Source organism: uncultured Aquincola sp. (assembly GCF_964001545.1).
Classification (GTDB): domain Bacteria; phylum Pseudomonadota; class Gammaproteobacteria; order Burkholderiales; family Burkholderiaceae_C; genus Aquincola.
The window spans coordinates 1-15,253 of record NZ_CAXFDV010000802.1 but is presented as its reverse complement, the minus strand read 5'-3'; the positions used below and the strand labels follow the sequence as shown (position 1 = coordinate 15,253).

Here is a 15,253-nt window from a genome sequence, read left to right as displayed (position 1 = left end):
TGACAGAAGCGCCTTCAGGGCCCGCGCGCTTGCGCCGCTTCAGGCGCAGGCGTAGCGTGCCGGGGTCTGCCTGCAGGAGGCCCGGCCATGAAGTCAGCGGCACAGCCAGGTGGCCCCCACGGGCCGCCGCACGGAATCAACGCCAGGGCCTTGCCACCGGCCCCCACCTGCGGCCCCCGCGGCACCCACCCGTGGCCCGCGCTGCTGGCGGCGCTGGGCCTGCTGGCGATGCTCAGCGCCTGCAGCACGGCCACGGTCGCACCGCCGGCCACCGCGCCCGAGCTGCCTCCCCCCGACCCGCGCTTTGCGGCAGCCGCGCCACCCCCCACCGCGGCCGAGGTGTTCGCGCTCAGCTCCGAGATGCAGCACTACTTGGCCACCGCGCTGCCCGGCACCGCGCAAGAGCGGCGAAGGCCGGCCGCGCTGGTGCGTGCGCTCAACACCCTGGGCGACCTGAAGCTGGCCTACGACGCCAGCACCACGCGCACGGCCGCCCAGGCCTTCGAGGCGCGGGCCGGCAACTGCCTGTCGCTGGTGATCATGACGGCCGCGCTGGCCAAGGCGCAGGGCATCAGCGTCACCTACAACCTGGTGCCCGGCGAAGTGAGCTACCGCCGGGAAGCCGGCCTGCTGCTGACCAGCGGCCATGTGAACCTGACGCTGGGCCGGCCGCTGCGCGACCGCGGCAGCAGCGGCTTCGATGCCTCGGCCTGGATGACGGTGGACTTCCTGCCCGGCGAAGACTTGACCGGCCAGCGCCGCCAGCCCATCGACGAAGCCACCGTGCTGGCCATGTTCATGAACAACCGCGCCGCCGAGGCGGTGGCCCAGGGCCGGCTGGCCGACGCCCACGCGCTGGCCCGCGAGGCGCTGCGCCATGCACCGGGATTCGCCCCCGCGCGCAACACGCTGGCCGTGGTGTACCTGCGCGCCGGCCTGCCGGTGGACGCCGAGCGGCTGCTGCGCCAGGTGCTGGCCAGCGCCCCCACCAACACCGATGCACTGGCCAACCTGGCCAGTGCGCTGCAGGCCCAGGGCCGCCACACCGAGGCGCGTGCACTGGTGGCACAGCTCGCTGCGCTGGAGCCCGACCCGCCGCTGCGCGCCCTGTATGCCGCCAAGCTCGAACGGCTGGGCAGGCGTGCAGATACACCTGCTAACCTCCCGCTTTCACGTTGACGATGTGTGTCTGACCGGGAGTGCTCGTGATGAAGTCCAACGCCCGCCTGGCCCTGCTGCTGCCCACCGTTCTCTGCGGCCTGGCCGGCCCCGCGCTCGCGGCCACCAACCTCGTGCGCAATGGCAGCTTCGAGGCCGACCCTGCCCCCAACGCCTACTGGTCCATCACCGAGACGCTGACCGGCTGGCAGGGCGACCCGGCCACCATCGACGGCCGCTTCGGCGGCATCGAGCTGCAGAACCAGGGCTTCGAGAACCTGGTTGCGCAGGACGGCGCCAACTGGGTGGAGCTGGACACCTACCGCAACAGCTGGATGACCCAGACCGTGCAGGCCACGGGCTGGGTGGAGCTGAGCTTCTGGTACGCCGCGCGCCCCGGCTGGGCGGCCGGCACGCAGGACCTGGGCTTCAGCCTGGGCTCGCTCAAGGGCACGGTGCTGCAAGGCGTGGCCGGCGGCTCGACGCTGCAATGGCAGCACTACGTGGGCCGCGTTGACCTGGGCAGCAGCGGCAGCGCCGTGCTGCGCTTCGAGGCGCAAGGCCTGTCCGACATGGCCGGCGGCCTGCTGGACAACGTGTCCGTCACCGCCGTGCCCGAGCCCGCCACCACGGCCTTGTGGTTGACTGGGCTGGGGCTGGTGGCGGTCGCGCGCAGCCGGTCGGGCGCGCGTCGCATCAGCGCCCGCTGAACCGGGGCGGCCGCCTGGCCGCCATCGCGGCGCGGCCTTCGGCGAAGTCGGCGCTGGCCATGCTCATGGCCTCGCGTTCGCGCAGCAGCACCTCGTCGAAGCGGCCGGCCGCGATCTCGTTGAGCGACTGCTTGGTGGCCTGGGCCGCCAGCGGCGCCATGTGGGCCAGATGGCGGGCGGTGTGCAGCACCGCCTCTTCGAACTGGGCCGCGGGCAGCACCTGCTCGAACAGCGCGGCCTGGGCCGCCAGCTCTTCCACCGCCAGCGGCCGGCCGGTGAGGAAGGCCCGCTTGGCCAGGTTCAGCCCCAGCCGGTTGACGTAGCGCCGCAGGCCGGTGGGGTAGTAGTGCAGGCCCAGGCTGCAGGCCGGCATGCGCAGCTCGCTGCCGGCCAGCGCCAGGCGCAGGTCGCAGGCCAGCACCAGGTCGGTGGCGCCGCCGTACACGCTGCCGTTGAGGGCACACAGCGTCAGCGGCCGGGCGCGTTCCAGCGCATCGGGCACCCGCTCGAACAGTTGCGGGCCATGGTCGCCACGGTCGAAACCGCCCACGTGGTAGCCCGCGCTGAACACCGGCCGCGGCTGGCCGGCGGTGTCGGCCCGCAGCACCAGCACCCGCAGCGCCGCATCGGCATTGACCTGCGCGATGCAGTCCAGCAGATGGTGCAGGTCGTCGTCGGTCAGGCTGTTGCGCTGGCCGGGGCGGCGCAGCGTCAGGGTGGCGATGCCGCTGGCCGTATCGGTCTGCAGCAGCGGCGGGCCTTCTTCCAGCGGTGCGGGGGTGTTGATCATGGCCCGATTCTGTCGCCACCGGCGGCAGCGGCCAGGCAGGCGCGCACCTCGGCCACCAGCAGCTCGGGTGCGATCGGCCGCATCAGGTAGCGCGCCGCGCCCATGGCCAGCGCACGCTGCTGCATCGCCAGGTCGTGGTGGGTGGAGGTGATGAAGATGAAGGGCACGTCGCGCAGCCCCGGCACCTGCTTGACCTGTTCCATGAACTCGAAGCCATCACCATCGGCCATGCCCACGTCGGAGAGGATGAGGTCGGGCCGGTTGATGCGGGCCATGGCCAGCGCTTCATCGGCCCGCGTGGCGGTGAGCACCCGAAAGCCCATGGGCATCAGGCAGCTGCGCTTGAGCAGCAGGTTGGTGGGCACGTCGTCCACCACCAGCAGCAGCGGCTGCTCGGCCTGCGGCGCGGGCGGCTTCAGGAAGCCCTCGATCCAGCCGGTGAAGGTACGCGGGTCGATGGGCTTGCTGGCATAGCCGTCGAAGCCCAGCGCCAGCAGCCGCTCGCGGTCGCCACGCATGGCGCTGGCCGTCACCGCCAGCAGCGGGATGTGGGCGGTGCGCTCGTCCGCGCGCAGCGCGCCGGCCACGTCGATGCCGCTCATGCCGGGCAGCTCGATGTCCAGCAGCACCAGGTCGGGCAGCTGCTCGCGCGCAATCGCCAGGCCCTGCTCGCCGTCGCTGGCGGTGAGCACCGCATGCCCGAAGGCCTTGAGCAAATAGCTCATCAGCGACAGGTTGATGGCGTGGTCCTCGACCACCAGGATGACGGCCATGATCAGGCACCCTCCATCATCAGGGTGAAGCAGCTGCCCGCGCCCGGCTCGCTGCGCACCGCGATGCGCCCGCCCATCAGCGTGGCCAGCGTGGCGCACACATGCAGGCCCATGCCGGTGCCATCGGGCCGGCGGCGCGGGTCGCCCACCTGGGTGAAGGCCGAGAACAGCCGTGCCTGGTCTTCGGCCGAAATGCCGATGCCGTCGTCGCACACCTCCACCCACCACTGGCCGTCGGCATGGTCCACGGTCAGGCGCACGCTGCCGCGGTCGGTGAACTTGATGGCGTTGTTGGCGAAGTTGATGACGATCTGCCGCAGCGCGCGGCGGTCGGCCTGGCGCAGCAGCGGCTCGGCCGGTTGCTGCAGGCGCAGCGCCAGCTGCTTGGCGCGGGCCAGCGGCTGCAGCTGGGCCTGCACCTCGGCCACCAGCGCGCCCACGTCCACCAGTTCGGGCGACAGGCGGTACATGCCGGCCTGGATCTTGGCCAGGTCCAGCAGGTCGTTGATCAGCAGCAGCAGGTGCTCGGCACTGCTCTTGACGATGTTGAGCTGGCCTTCCTGCTCGGCATTGATCTCGCCGGGCAGGCGCATCAGCAGGATGCCGGTGAAGCCGAGGATGGCATTGAGCGGCGTGCGCAGCTCATGGCTCATGGTGGCCAGGAAGCGGTCCTTGGCCTGGTTGGCCACACGCAGCTCGGCATTCATCTTCTGCAGCGCCATCTCGGCCTGCTTGCGGTCGGTGATGTCGCGGATGGCGCTCATCACCAGGCCGCCGTCTTCGCTGTCCAGCGGGCTCAGGCTGATCTCGACCGGAAACTCCTGCCCGTCGCGCCGCAGGCCGTACAGCTCCAGGCCGGCGCCCATGCTGCGCACCTGCGGCGCGCGGTGAAAGCGCACGCGGTGCCCGTGGTGCGCGCTGCGGTAGCGCGCGGGCATCAGCATCTCCATCGGGGCGCCCACCATCTCCTGCCGGCTCCAGCCGAAGATGCGCTCGGCCTGGCCATTGGCCAGCACCACGCGCCCACCCTGGTTGACGATGATGATGGCGTCGGGCACCGACTCCAGCAGGTCGCGGTAGCGCTGCTCCACCTGCGTGGCGTCGCGCGCCACCTTGAAGGCGGTGACGTCGCGGCAGCTCATCACCAGGCCGCTGGGCTGCCCGGCCTCGTGCACCGCGCGCAGGTTGAGGTCGACGTACAGCAGCCGGCCATCACGGTGGCAACGCAGGGCGGCGCGCAGCAGCACGTCGGCCTCCATCGCCGAGCGGCGGGCGGCCAGTTCTTCTTCGATGCGGTCGGCCGGCACGATCAGGTCCAGCAAGGACTGGCCGCGGGCTTCGTTCGCGGCGTAACCGAAGGTGGCTTCGGCCATGCGGTTCCACAGCAGCACCTCGCCCGTGGGTGACAACACGATCAGGGCATCGGGCGCTTCCTCCAGCCAGAGCCGTTCATAGCTCTGGCCGACGGGCAAAGGACGCTGCATGAAACCTCCCGGGCAGCGCAGGGCGCAAGGCAACAACGGCCCAAGCCTACCAGCCCAGGCGCACCTGCGCGGGGCCGCTCAGTTGCGGAAGTTCTGGGTCACCATCAGCCCATGCCGGCCGCCATCGAGGATGCCGATGCCCACGCGGCCGAAGGCCGGCCGCAGGATGTTGGCGCGGTGGCCGGGCGACTCCATCAGGCCGCGGTGCGCCATGGCCAGCGTGCGGGCCAGGGCCAGGTTCTCGCCGGCGGCCAGGTAGCGCAGGTGCCCGGCCCGCATGCGGTCGAAGGGGTCCAGCCCGTCGGGCGTGATGTGCGAGAAATAGCTGCGCTCGAACATGTCGCGCGAGTGTTCACGCGCCACCTCCGCCGCAGCGGGGTCGGCCACCAGCGGCTTCAGGCCCTGGCGGCCGCGCTCTTCGTTCACCAGCACCAGCATCTGCGCCTCCAGGTCGGGGCGTGGCCGCGGCTGGCTCACGGCAAAGGGCAGCTTCACCGTCTCGCGCGAGCCGGGGCGCACCGTCAGCTTGTGCAGCGTCTGCTGCACCGCCGGATCGAAGATGGGGCCCAGCTGCGCCTCCACCCATTCGGCAGGCGCCGCCAGCCGCTCGGCCAGCCGGCTGTCGCGCATCGCGGTGCTCACCCGGTCGGAAAAAGGCATCACCAGCAGCAGCATGGCCACGATGGTGGCGTTGATCAGCCCGTTGGCCGCACCGGGCAGCACGCCCAGCGCCCGGTTGATGCCGTGCCCGTGCGCCCGCTCGGGCAGACGGCGCAGCCCCGCGCGGGCCACCGCCCCCATCAGGATGCGGCCCAGCACGTACACGCCCAGGAAGCTCAAGGGCGCCGCCCACACGCCCAGCTCGGCCTGCCAGCGCACCAGCTCATCGGCCACCGTCGGGTACGCCACGAAGGCCAGCAGCACGGCCGCCACCAGGCACACCAGTTCGACCGTGGCCAGCAGGAAGCCCCGCTGCCAGCCCGCGAACAGGCTGAACAGCACCACGATCACCAATACAGCATCAGCCAAAGTCATGGGGCCTGTGACGGCAACTGCAGTACCCGCGTTCCATCAGGCTGCGCAAAAACAAAAACCCCAAGCGCCGGAAGCACTTGGGGTTGATCTTGGCGGAGAAGGAGGGATTCGAACCCTCGATACGGTGAAACCGTATACCGGATTTCGAGTCCGGCGCATTCGACCACTCTGCCACCTCTCCGGGGTATCTTGTGTGTGGTCTCGCTGTGGTGAGCGAAGCCCCGCAGTATAGCCTAGCTCGTCAGGGGCGCAACACCGCAGTGCCGTTCATGTACGGGCGCAACACTTCGGGCACCTCCACCGAGCCGTCTTCCTGCTGGTAGTTCTCGAGCACGGCCACCAGCGCGCGGCCCACCGCCAGGCCCGAGCCGTTGAGCGTGTGCACCAGCTCCGGCTTGCCCTGCGCATTGCGAAAGCGCGCCTGCATGCGGCGCGCCTGGAAGGCTTCGCAGTTGGAGCAGGAGCTGATCTCGCGGTAGGTGCCCTGGGCCGGCACCCACACTTCCAGGTCGTAGGTCTTGGCGGCGCTGAAGCCCATGTCGCCGGTGCACAGCGACAGCACGCGGTACGGCAGGCCCAGCTTCTGCAGCACGGCCTCGGCATGGGTCACCATCTGCTCCAGCGCGGCGTAGCTCTGGTCGGGCGTGGTGATCTGCACCATCTCCACCTTGTCGAACTGGTGCTGGCGGATCATGCCGCGGGTGTCGCGGCCGGCGCTGCCGGCTTCGCTGCGGAAGCAGGGGCTGTGCGCGGTGAGCTTGATGGGCAGCTGCGCCGCGTCCAGGATCTGGCCGCGCACGGTGTTGGTCAGCGAGATTTCCGAGGTGCTGATCAGGTACTGCTCGGCCTGCTCTTCGTCGCCGCCGCGCAGCACCCAGAACATGTCTTCCTTGAACTTGGGCAGCTGGCCGGTGCCTTCCAGGATCTCGCGGTTGACGATGTAGGGCGTGTAGCACTCGGTGTAGCCATGCTCGCCGGTCTGCAGGTCGAGCATGAACTGCGCGAGTGCGCGGTGCAGCCGGGCCATCGGGCCGCGCAGGAAGCTGAAACGCGAGCCCGACAGGCTGCTGCCGGTCTCGAAGTCCAGGCCCAGCGGCGCGCCCAGGTCCACGTGGTCCTTCACCGCGAAGCCAAATTCGCGCGGCGTGCCCCAGCGGCGCACTTCCACGTTGCCGGTTTCGTCGGCGCCCACCGGCACGCTCTCGTGCGGCAGGTTGGGCACGCTCATCAGCAGCGCCTGCAGCTCGGTCTGGATCACGTCCAGCCGGTCGGCCGAGGCCTTGAGTTCGTCGGCGATGGCAGCCACCTCGGCCATCAGCGGCGCGGTGTCTTCGCCGCGGCCCTTGGCCTGGCCGATCTGCTTGCTGAAGCTGTTGCGCTTGGCCTGCAGCTCTTCGGTGCGGGTCTGCAGGCGCTTGCGCTCGCCTTCCAGCGACGAGAAACGTTCCACGTCGAGGAAGGGCTGCGGGTTCTTGCGGGCTTCGAGCCGCGCGGTCACGGCGTCGAGGTCGCGGCGAAGCTGGGTGATGTCGAGCATGGCAAATCCTTGGACTGAACGGTTCAGGGGCCGCGGCGGGCGGCCCAGGCCGCAGCGTCGGCGCTGCGGCGGCAGGTGTCGGGCGGGGCCGGCGTGGCGCGGCCCGCAACGCTCAAGATCGGGAGGCGGACACCTCGGCCATCGACTTGTCGCCCAGGCCCATGGGCAGCGGGAAGCGGATGGTTTCCTGCACGCCGTCCATCTTGCGCACTGAAACCGCGCCCATCTCGCGCAGGCGGGCGATCACCTGCTGCACCAGGATGTCGGGCGCGGAGGCACCAGCCGTCAGGCCCACGCGCGAGCGGCCTTCGAACCATTCCGGCTGCAAATCGCTGGCGGCATCGACCATGTGCGCCGGGGTGCCCAGGCGCTCGGCCAGCTCGCGCAGGCGGTTGCTGTTGCTGCTGGTGGGGCTGCCCACCACGATGACCACGTCCACCTGCGGCGCCAGCACCTTGACGGCGTCCTGGCGGTTCTGGGTGGCGTAGCAGATGTCCTGCTGCTTGGGCTCGCGCACCAGCGGAAAGCGGCGCTTGACGGCGGCCAGGATCTCGGCCGCGTCGTCCACGCTCAGCGTGGTCTGCGTGACCACAGCCAGCTTGTCGGGGCGGGTGACGGGGGCGCGGTCCACGTCTTGCACGTCCTCGACCAGGAAGATGCCTTCGCTGAGCTGGCCCATCGTGCCTTCCACCTCGGGGTGCCCCTTGTGGCCGATCATGATGAACTCGAAGCCCTCCTTGTGCAGCTTGGCCACTTCCACGTGCACCTTGGTGACCAGCGGGCAGGTGGCGTCGAAGATGCTGAAGCCGCGTGCCTGCGCCTCCTGGCGCACCGCCTGCGACACGCCGTGGGCGCTGAACACCAGCGTGGCGCCGGGGGGCACCTCGGCCAGGTCCTCGATGAAGATCGCGCCCTTGGCCTTGAGGTCGTTGACCACGTAGGTGTTGTGCACGATCTCGTGGCGCACGTAGATGGGCGCGCCGAACTTGACCAGCGCACGCTCGACGATCTCGATGGCACGGTCGACGCCGGCGCAGAAGCCGCGCGGCTCGGCCAGCAGCACGTCGTGGCTCTGGGGTTCGAAATCGGCCATCACAGCACTCCGATCACCGACACCTCGAAGGTGACGGGCAGCCCGGCCAGCGGGTGGTTGAAGTCGAACAGCAGCCACTCCGCGGCTTCTTCGCGGATGACGCCGGCGTAGGCGCCCTGCCCATCGGGCGTCGGAAACTGCACCACGTCGCCCAGGCGATAGACCGCATCGGGGTCGCCCAGCTCGCGCAGCAGCGAGCGCTTGACCCGCTGCAGCATGTCGGGGTTGCGCTCGCCGAAGGCTTCGCCGGCGGCCAGCTCGAAGGTGGCGCGGGTGCCCTCTTCCAGGCCGATCAGGCGCGCCTCCATGGCGGGGGACAGCTCGCCGGTGCCCAGCGACAGCGTGGCGGGCTTGTCGTTGAAGGTATTGACGATGTCCGCGCCGTCAGGGCCGGCGAGGCGGTAGTGCAAGGTCAGGAACGACCCTTCTGCGATGGCGGTCACGGCGGCTCACGGGCGATAGACTGGACCGCGATTTTACGGGCCGCGCCCTCTTGCCCATGCCACTCCAGGACTTGCCCGCCGAACTGCGCCCGCGCGAGAAGCTGCTGGCCCGGGGCCCGGCCGCCCTGGCGGACGCCGAATTGCTGGCGCTGCTGCTGCGCACCGGCACCGCCGGCCAGGGCGTGCTGGAGATGGCGCAGGCCTTGCTGGCCCGCTTCGGCGGGCTGGCCGGGCTGATGCAGGTCAGCCTGGCCGACCTGAAGACGGTCAAGGGCCTGGGCGGCACGGCCAAGCGGGCCGAACTGGCCGCGGTGCTGGAGATCGCACGCCGGTCGATGGCGCAGCAGCTGGCCGAGCGCCCGGTGATCGATTCGCCCGCGGCCGTGAAGGAGTACGTCAGGCTGCGGCTGGGTGGCCTGACGCATGAAGTGTTTGCAGTGATGTTCCTCGACGTGCGCCACCACCTGCTTTGCATGGAAGAGATGTTCCGCGGCAGCCTTTCGCAGGCCACGGTGTACCCACGCGAAGTGGTCAAGCGCGCGCTGGCGCTGCATGCCGCCGCGGTGGTGCTGGTGCACAACCACCCGTCGGGCGACGCCGAGCCCTCTCGCGCCGACCAAACGCTGACGCAGAACCTGGCCGCCGCGCTGAAGCTGGTGGACGTGAGGGTGCTGGACCACCTGGTGGTGGGCCATGGCGGGGTGGTGTCCTTCGCCGAGCGGGGGCTGCTGTGAAGCTCACCGACCTCAAGGCCCTGGGCCCGCTGAAGGCCGCGCTGCAGCAGGCCGAACGCGAGGCCGCCGAACGCCGCGCCGAAGAAGCCCGGCTGGCGCGTGAGCGCAACCTGTTCCAGCGCAGCGTGGCCGGCGTGACGCCGCTGCGCGAAAGCGGCCGCATCAGCCTGCTGCCGCCGCGGCCGCAGCCCCACCCGCGCCAGCGCGAGCTGGACGAAGCCGCCGCGCTGCGTGAGGCGCTGTCGGACGAGTTCGACGTCGAATCGCTGCTGGAAACCGACGAAGGCCTGAGTTACCGCCGCCACCATGTGGGCGCCGACGTGCCGCGCCGCTTGCGGCGGGGCCAATGGGCGATCCAGGCGCAGGTCGACCTGCACGGGCTGCGGCGCGACGAGGCACGGGAGCAACTGGGCGAGTTCCTGCACCAGGCCCAGGCCGCCGGCCTGCGCTGCGTGCGGGTGGTGCACGGCAAGGGCCTGGGCAGCCCCGGCCGCACGCCGGTGCTCAAGACCAAGGTGCGCGGCTGGCTGGTGCAGAACCAGCTGGTGCAGGCCTTCGTGTCGGCCCGCGCCAGCGAAGGTGGGCATGGGGCGCTGGTGGTGTTGCTGGCGCCGAAGCTGGTCTAGTCAGCCGCCCTTGTTGCGCATCCAGTCGGCGGTGCCAGACAAGGCTTTTCCCAAGCGCTCCGCCATCCCCGGCTCGATGTCCAGCTCCACCATCGCCTGCCGCATGCAGGCCATCCACTGGTCGCGCTCGCTGATGCCGATGGCAAACGGCAGGTGGCGGGCGCGAAGCATCGGGTGGCCGAAGCGCTCCACAAAGTGGTTGGGGCCGCCCAGCCAGCCGCACAAAAACCAGAACAGCTTGTCGCGCGAGCCATCGGTGGTGGTGGGGTGAAGCGCCCGCAAGCCCGCGTAGGCCGGCTCCAGGTCCATCAGGTCGTAGAAGCGGTCGACCAGGGCGCGCACGCCGGGCTCGCCGCCCAGCAGGGTGAAAGCGGTGGGCGCTTCGGGTTCTTCGATGTCCATCAGGCCATTTTCGCCGCCAGCGCGACGACGGCCTGGGCAGCGGCAGAGCCCGGATACGCATCCATCAGCAGCTCGCGGCGCAGCACCGCGTCACGCACGCTGGGGTCACTGGGCAGCTCGCCGACGAATTCCAGCTGCAGCGGGCTGTCCAGCCCTGGCGTCACGTAGCGGTCGACCACCGCCTGCAGCTGCTTGCAGATGCCGCGGCCTTCACCCGGCCGGCCGGCCTGGTTGCACACCATGCGGATGTGCCGCCGCCCCTGCGTGTTGGCCAGCACCTTGATGGTGGCGTAGGCATCGGTCAGCGAGGTGGGCTCGGGCGTGGCCACCACCAGCACCTCGTCGGCCAGCGACACGGTGTACAGCACCACGTCGGAGATGCCGGCGCCGGTGTCCAGCAGCACGCGGTCGTACAGCGGCTTGACGGTCTCGATCACCTCGATGAGCTTGTCGCGCACCTCAGGCGTGAGGCGCGAGTACTCGACCATGCCCGAGCCGGCCAGCAGCACCGAGAAGCCCCCGGGCGCCGGCAGCGTGGCCTCGGCCAGCGTGTGCTGCCCGGTGAACACATGGTGCAGCGTGATCTTGGGCACCAGGTTGAGCACCACGTCGAGGTTGGCCAGGCCCAGGTCGGCATCGAGCACCAGCACCTTTTCGCCGCGCTGGGCGAAAGCGGCGGCCAGGTTGGCCGAAACGAAGGTCTTGCCGACGCCGCCTTTGCCGCTGGTGATCGCGGTGATGCGCGCCTGCTTGGCGTTGGATGGGCTGGTCATGCGCGCTTCACAGGTCCTGGAACTGGGAGCCGCTGAACAGCATCCCTTTTTCTTCAGCGCTGACCAACGACACCGCCACCGGCTCCAGGCAGAAGCGGTTGCGGCCCTCGGCCTTGGCCCGGTAGAGCTGCACGTCGGCCCGCTCCATCCACAGCAGCGCGGTGGACCGCACCCACTGCGGCGCATAGGCGCCACCGATGCTGACGGTGACGGGCAGGCGGTGCACCGTGCCGGCCTCGGCGCGGATGGGCACCGGGTCGCGCTCGATGCGCCGGCGCACGCGCTCGGCCACGGTGGGCCCGAAGGCGGGCGGGCAGTTGGGCAGGATGATGGCGAACTCTTCGCCGCCCACCCGGGCGACGGTGTCCATCGGCCGCACGCATTCGCCCAGCACCCCGGCCACCCACTTGAGCACCAGGTCGCCGGCCGCATGGCCGAAGGTGTCGTTCACCTGCTTGAAATGGTCGATGTCCAGCACCAGCAGCAGCGCCGGCTCGCCGGAGCGGGCCACGCGGTCGACCTCGCGGCCCAGCGCCATCTCGAAGTGGCGGCGGTTGGCCAGGCCGGTGAGCGCATCGCGCACCGAGAGGTCGCACAGCGCGTCGATCACCGACTGCAGCCATTGCGCGCTGCCGGGCTCGCCGGGCAGGTCGTCACGCCCGGCCTGCCGCAACAGCGACAAGGCGGCCTCGAGCTGCAGTCCGGCGCTGAGCATGGACGGCTGGCTCTGGGGCGGGCGCGGGTTCAAGGCGGTGACGGTCATCTTCGGGTCGCAAGTCTAGTGCTCACTTTGCCGAAAACCTGCCGATAAGCCATACAAACCCGTCCTTGTTTCGGCCGCCGTGGGTTTCTGGCCGACACGAGACTGGCGCGCACAGCCTTCCATGGACGTGCGCGCTGTCGCCGCGAGCACCACCGCATGAACACCGTCGCATCTCCTCTACGTGCCAACGAAGCTTTCGCCACCGGTCGGGCGGACCAGGAGTTTCCGTTCGAGAAGGCCGATTTCGAGCGCGTGCGCACGCTGATCTACCAGCGCGCGGGCATCAGCCTGCACGAAGGCAAGCAGGCCATGGTGTACAGCCGGCTGTGTCGCCGCCTGCGCGAAACCGGCCACACCTCGTTCAGCAGCTACCTGCAGTGGCTGGAGCAGCACAGCGGCGCGGCCGGCGAGGCGGAATGGCAGGAATTCATCAACTGCCTGACCACCAACCTCACCTCCTTCTTCCGGGAGGCGCATCACTTCGAGGCGCTGGCCACCGACCTGCGCGAGCGCGCCGGCCGGCCGCTGCGCATCTGGTGCAACGCCACCTCCACCGGCGAAGAGCCCTACACCATCGCGATGACGGTGGCCGAGACGCTGGGCAACGGCGCCAACGTCAAGATCGTGGCCACCGACATCGACACCAAGGTGCTGGACACCGCCCGCCGCGGCGTCTACGACGCCAACGCCCGCGGCCTGTCGCCCGAGCGGCTCAAACGCCACTTCATGCGCGGCACCGGGCAAAACGCCGGGCTGATGCGGGTCAAGCCCGAGCTGGCGCGGCTGATCGAGTTCAAGACTTTCAATCTGATGTCGATCACATGGCAGTTCGGCGAGCCCTTCGACCTCGTCTTCTGCCGCAACGTGATGATCTATTTCGACGCCCCCACCCAACGCCGCGTGCTCGAGCGCACCCATGCCGTGATGCGCCCTGGCAGCCTGCTGTACGTGGGCCATTCGGAAAACTTCTCCGAGTCGCGCGACCTGTTCCGGCTGCGCGGCAAGACCATCTACGAACGGCTGTGAAGGTTCGCACGACATGACCTTGCCCTCTTCCATGGCGTCGCGCACCGCAGCGGGTTCGGCCGCTGCGCGGCCTTACGCGGCCGGCGTGCCCGGCATCACGCCCAACGCCGGACTGGCGCCGGGCGCCAGCACGCCCGCCGGCGCGCAGCTGGCCAAGCTCAAGGCGCAGTCGCGCAAGCCGGGCGAAGCCTCTTTCTTCTTCTACGAATCGCACTTCAAGAACGTGGCGGTGAAGGTGCTGCCGGGCGAGTACTTCGTGTATGACGAGGACATCCTCATCATGACCACGCTGGGCTCTTGCATCGCCGCCTGCCTGTGGGACCGTGAGCGGCGCATCGGCGGCATGAACCACTTCATGCTGCCCGATGGGGGCGGCGCCAACGACAGCGGGCGCTACGGCTCGTTCGCGATGGAACTGCTGATCAACGAGATGATGAAGCGCGGCGCCAGCAAGGTGACGATGGAAGCCAAGGTCTTCGGCGGCGGCGCGGTGGTCAGCGGCATCAACAGCATCAACGTGGGCCAGCGCAACACCGAGTTCGTGCTGGACTACCTCAAGACCGAGCGCATTCCTGTCGTCAGCAAGGATGTGCTGGACGTCTTTCCGCGCAAGGTGGTGCTGCTGCCGGCCAGCGGCAAGGCGATGGTCAAGCGCATGGCGCTGACCAACCCGGACGCGCTGATCGCCCAGGACCGCGCAGCCGCCCAGAAGCCCGTCAGCAGCGGTGGGGGCTCGGTCGACCTGTTCTGACCAGCACCGCACGCCAACAAGAAAGCAGTGGACCCTATGGCCAAGACCCGAGTGGTGGTGGTGGACGATTCAGCGCTGGTGCGCAGTCTGCTCTCCGAGATCATCAACCGTCAGCCCGACATGCAGTGCGTGGGTGTGGCCGCCGACCCGTTCGTGGCGCGCGAGACCATCCGCAACCTGAACCCGGACGTGATCACGCTGGACGTGGAAATGCCGCGCATGGACGGCCTGGACTTCCTGTCCAAGCTGATGCGTCTGCGGCCGATGCCGGTGGTGATGGTGTCCACGCTGACCGAGCGCGGTGCCGAGGTGACGCTGCGTGCGCTGGAGCTGGGCGCGGTGGACTTCGTGGCCAAACCCAAGATCGGCCTGGCCGACGGCATCAAGCACCTGGCCGAAGAAATCACCGACAAGATCCGCATGGCCTCCAAGGCCCGCATCCGCCGCAATCTGGTGCCGGCCACGGCCGCCGCCACGGCCGCTGCCAGCGGCCAGGCGGCTGCCGCGACGCCCAAGGCCCCGGCGCCCAATGTCTCGCCGCTGGGCCGGCTGAGCACCGAGAAGATCCTGTTCATCGGCGCTTCCACCGGCGGCACCGAAGCCACCAAGGACGTGCTGGTGAACCTGCCGCCGGACTTTCCGGCGGTGATGATCACCCAGCACATGCCGCCGGGCTTCACCACCAGCTATGCCAAGCGGCTGGACGGCCTGTCGCGCATCCGCGTCAAGGAAGCGACGGACGGCGAACGGGTGCTGCCCGGCCATGCCTACCTGGCGCCGGGCGGGTTGCACCTGTCGGTCGAGCGGTCGGGCGCCAACTACATCGCCCGTGTGCGCGACGGCGAGCCGGTCAACCGCCACAAGCCTTCGGTGGAAGTGCTGTTCGATTCGGCGGCCCGCGTGGTGGGCGCCAATGCGATGGGCCTGATGCTCACCGGCATGGGCGGCGACGGCGCCAAGGCCATGAAGACGATGCGCGACGCCGGTGCCTACAACGTGTGCCAGGACGAAGCCAGCTGCGTGGTGTTCGGCATGCCGCGAGAGGCCATCGCCCAGGGCGCGGCGCACGAGGTGCTGCCGCTCAACCGCATCGCGGCGCACCTGGTGGAACGCCTGCGCAGCACGGCGGGCATGTCGACGAACCGGGTGTGATCC

General features: G+C 69.8%; 17 protein-coding genes and 1 tRNA gene. 7 read left to right on the top strand and 11 right to left on the bottom strand.

Features of this window, described 5'->3' with window-relative positions; translation table 11 throughout:
- The first annotated feature begins 150 nt into the window (after window positions 1–150).
- Window positions 151–1,179: a tetratricopeptide repeat protein gene (locus ABNT58_RS27860; protein WP_348756622.1), complete on the top strand. Its 1,029-nt coding sequence runs from the start codon at window positions 151–153 to the stop codon at window positions 1,177–1,179.
- A 29-nt stretch (window positions 1,180–1,208) separates the two neighbouring features.
- Window positions 1,209–1,868 (top strand): PEP-CTERM sorting domain-containing protein, encoded by a 660-nt coding sequence (locus ABNT58_RS27855; protein ID WP_348756621.1) that lies wholly within the window; start codon window positions 1,209–1,211, stop codon window positions 1,866–1,868.
- Here the strand turns inward: ABNT58_RS27855 and ABNT58_RS27850 are convergent.
- From ABNT58_RS27850 to ABNT58_RS27815, 8 genes are all read right to left on the bottom strand, one after another.
- Complete coding sequence (locus ABNT58_RS27850) at window positions 1,855–2,658, bottom strand: enoyl-CoA hydratase-related protein (RefSeq protein ID WP_348756620.1); 804 nt, start codon at window positions 2,656–2,658, stop codon at window positions 1,855–1,857. The genes ABNT58_RS27855 and ABNT58_RS27850 overlap by 14 nt on opposite strands.
- Window positions 2,655–3,431, bottom strand: coding sequence for a response regulator (locus ABNT58_RS27845; RefSeq protein WP_348756619.1), 777 nt, complete (start codon window positions 3,429–3,431; stop codon window positions 2,655–2,657). The genes ABNT58_RS27850 and ABNT58_RS27845 overlap by 4 nt, the downstream gene beginning before the upstream one ends.
- A gap of 2 nt (window positions 3,432–3,433) precedes the next feature.
- Complete coding sequence (locus tag ABNT58_RS27840; RefSeq protein ID WP_348756618.1) at window positions 3,434–4,915, bottom strand: PAS domain S-box protein; 1,482 nt, start codon at window positions 4,913–4,915, stop codon at window positions 3,434–3,436.
- A gap of 78 nt (window positions 4,916–4,993) precedes the next feature.
- Window positions 4,994–5,950, bottom strand: coding sequence for a CvpA family protein (locus tag ABNT58_RS27835; RefSeq protein WP_348756617.1), 957 nt, complete (start codon window positions 5,948–5,950; stop codon window positions 4,994–4,996).
- Between the two features lie 90 nt (window positions 5,951–6,040).
- Window positions 6,041–6,131: transfer RNA gene (locus ABNT58_RS27830), tRNA-Ser, on the bottom strand.
- A gap of 60 nt (window positions 6,132–6,191) precedes the next feature.
- A complete protein-coding gene (serS, locus tag ABNT58_RS27825; RefSeq protein WP_348756616.1) occupies window positions 6,192–7,487 on the bottom strand; it encodes a serine--tRNA ligase in 1,296 nt (431 codons plus the stop codon).
- A 112-nt stretch (window positions 7,488–7,599) separates the two neighbouring features.
- The gene (gene ispH, locus ABNT58_RS27820) at window positions 7,600–8,580 is read right to left on the bottom strand and encodes a 4-hydroxy-3-methylbut-2-enyl diphosphate reductase (RefSeq protein WP_348756615.1); all 981 of its coding nucleotides are present in this window, start codon (window positions 8,578–8,580) and stop codon (window positions 7,600–7,602) included.
- Window positions 8,580–9,023 carry an FKBP-type peptidyl-prolyl cis-trans isomerase gene (locus ABNT58_RS27815; protein ID WP_348756614.1) on the bottom strand — a complete coding sequence of 148 codons (444 nt, stop codon included), beginning with the start codon at window positions 9,021–9,023 and terminating at the stop codon, window positions 8,580–8,582. The genes ispH and ABNT58_RS27815 overlap by 1 nt, the downstream gene beginning before the upstream one ends.
- Before the next feature lie 56 nt (window positions 9,024–9,079).
- On the opposite strand from ABNT58_RS27815, the gene radC reads away from it, so the two are divergent.
- Both radC and ABNT58_RS27805 read left to right on the top strand, forming a co-directional pair.
- Window positions 9,080–9,757, top strand: a complete 678-nt coding sequence (gene radC, locus ABNT58_RS27810) for a DNA repair protein RadC (protein WP_348756613.1) — start codon at window positions 9,080–9,082, stop codon at window positions 9,755–9,757.
- Window positions 9,758–9,798: 41 nt separating this feature from the next.
- The gene (locus tag ABNT58_RS27805) at window positions 9,799–10,383 is read left to right on the top strand and encodes a Smr/MutS family protein (protein ID WP_348756623.1); all 585 of its coding nucleotides are present in this window, start codon (window positions 9,799–9,801) and stop codon (window positions 10,381–10,383) included.
- Here ABNT58_RS27805 and ABNT58_RS27800 read toward each other — a convergent pair whose 3' ends face one another.
- The 3 genes from ABNT58_RS27800 to ABNT58_RS27790 are packed head-to-tail and all read right to left on the bottom strand — an operon-like array spanning window position 10,384 to window position 12,321.
- Window positions 10,384–10,785: a group II truncated hemoglobin gene (locus ABNT58_RS27800; protein ID WP_348756612.1), complete on the bottom strand. Its 402-nt coding sequence runs from the start codon at window positions 10,783–10,785 to the stop codon at window positions 10,384–10,386.
- The gene (locus tag ABNT58_RS27795; RefSeq protein WP_348756611.1) at window positions 10,785–11,558 is read right to left on the bottom strand and encodes a MinD/ParA family protein; all 774 of its coding nucleotides are present in this window, start codon (window positions 11,556–11,558) and stop codon (window positions 10,785–10,787) included. Before ABNT58_RS27795 ends, ABNT58_RS27800 begins: the two co-directional genes overlap by 1 nt.
- Before the next feature lie 7 nt (window positions 11,559–11,565).
- A complete protein-coding gene (locus tag ABNT58_RS27790; RefSeq protein ID WP_348756610.1) occupies window positions 11,566–12,321 on the bottom strand; it encodes a GGDEF domain-containing protein in 756 nt (251 codons plus the stop codon).
- A gap of 156 nt (window positions 12,322–12,477) precedes the next feature.
- Between ABNT58_RS27790 and ABNT58_RS27785 the strand changes: the two genes are divergently transcribed.
- Genes ABNT58_RS27785 through ABNT58_RS27775 form a run of 3 tightly spaced genes read left to right on the top strand, consistent with a single transcriptional unit; the run spans window position 12,478 to window position 15,250 of the window.
- Entirely contained in the window at window positions 12,478–13,347 is an 870-nt protein-coding gene (locus ABNT58_RS27785) for a CheR family methyltransferase (protein ID WP_348756609.1), read from the top strand.
- Window positions 13,348–13,360: 13 nt separating this feature from the next.
- A complete protein-coding gene (cheD, locus tag ABNT58_RS27780) occupies window positions 13,361–14,098 on the top strand; it encodes a chemoreceptor glutamine deamidase CheD (RefSeq protein ID WP_348756608.1) in 738 nt (245 codons plus the stop codon).
- A 36-nt stretch (window positions 14,099–14,134) separates the two neighbouring features.
- On the top strand, window positions 14,135–15,250 hold the full coding sequence (locus tag ABNT58_RS27775) for a chemotaxis response regulator protein-glutamate methylesterase (RefSeq protein WP_348756607.1): 1,116 nt from the start codon (window positions 14,135–14,137) through the stop codon (window positions 15,248–15,250).
- Window positions 15,251–15,253 lie beyond the last annotated feature (3 nt).

Bases quoted from the DNA above. Each gene is read 5' to 3' on its own strand.
- ABNT58_RS27855 (WP_348756621.1), top strand. From the start codon at position 1,209: ATGAAGTCCAACGCCCGCCTGGCCCTGCTGCTGCCCACCGTTCTCTGC.
- ABNT58_RS27850 (WP_348756620.1), bottom strand. From the start codon at position 2,658: ATGATCAACACCCCCGCACCGCTGGAAGAAGGCCCGCCGCTGCTGCAG.
- ABNT58_RS27845 (WP_348756619.1), bottom strand. From the start codon at position 3,431: ATGGCCGTCATCCTGGTGGTCGAGGACCACGCCATCAACCTGTCGCTG.
- ABNT58_RS27840 (WP_348756618.1), bottom strand. From the start codon at position 4,915: ATGCAGCGTCCTTTGCCCGTCGGCCAGAGCTATGAACGGCTCTGGCTG.
- ABNT58_RS27835 (WP_348756617.1), bottom strand. From the start codon at position 5,950: ATGACTTTGGCTGATGCTGTATTGGTGATCGTGGTGCTGTTCAGCCTG.
- serS (WP_348756616.1), bottom strand. From the start codon at position 7,487: ATGCTCGACATCACCCAGCTTCGCCGCGACCTCGACGCCGTGACCGCG.
- ispH (WP_348756615.1), bottom strand. From the start codon at position 8,580: ATGGCCGATTTCGAACCCCAGAGCCACGACGTGCTGCTGGCCGAGCCG.
- radC (WP_348756613.1), top strand. From the start codon at position 9,080: ATGCCACTCCAGGACTTGCCCGCCGAACTGCGCCCGCGCGAGAAGCTG.
- ABNT58_RS27800 (WP_348756612.1), bottom strand. From the start codon at position 10,785: ATGGACATCGAAGAACCCGAAGCGCCCACCGCTTTCACCCTGCTGGGC.
- ABNT58_RS27795 (WP_348756611.1), bottom strand. From the start codon at position 11,558: ATGACCAGCCCATCCAACGCCAAGCAGGCGCGCATCACCGCGATCACC.
- ABNT58_RS27790 (WP_348756610.1), bottom strand. From the start codon at position 12,321: ATGACCGTCACCGCCTTGAACCCGCGCCCGCCCCAGAGCCAGCCGTCC.
- ABNT58_RS27785 (WP_348756609.1), top strand. From the start codon at position 12,478: ATGAACACCGTCGCATCTCCTCTACGTGCCAACGAAGCTTTCGCCACC.
- cheD (WP_348756608.1), top strand. From the start codon at position 13,361: ATGACCTTGCCCTCTTCCATGGCGTCGCGCACCGCAGCGGGTTCGGCC.
- ABNT58_RS27775 (WP_348756607.1), top strand. From the start codon at position 14,135: ATGGCCAAGACCCGAGTGGTGGTGGTGGACGATTCAGCGCTGGTGCGC.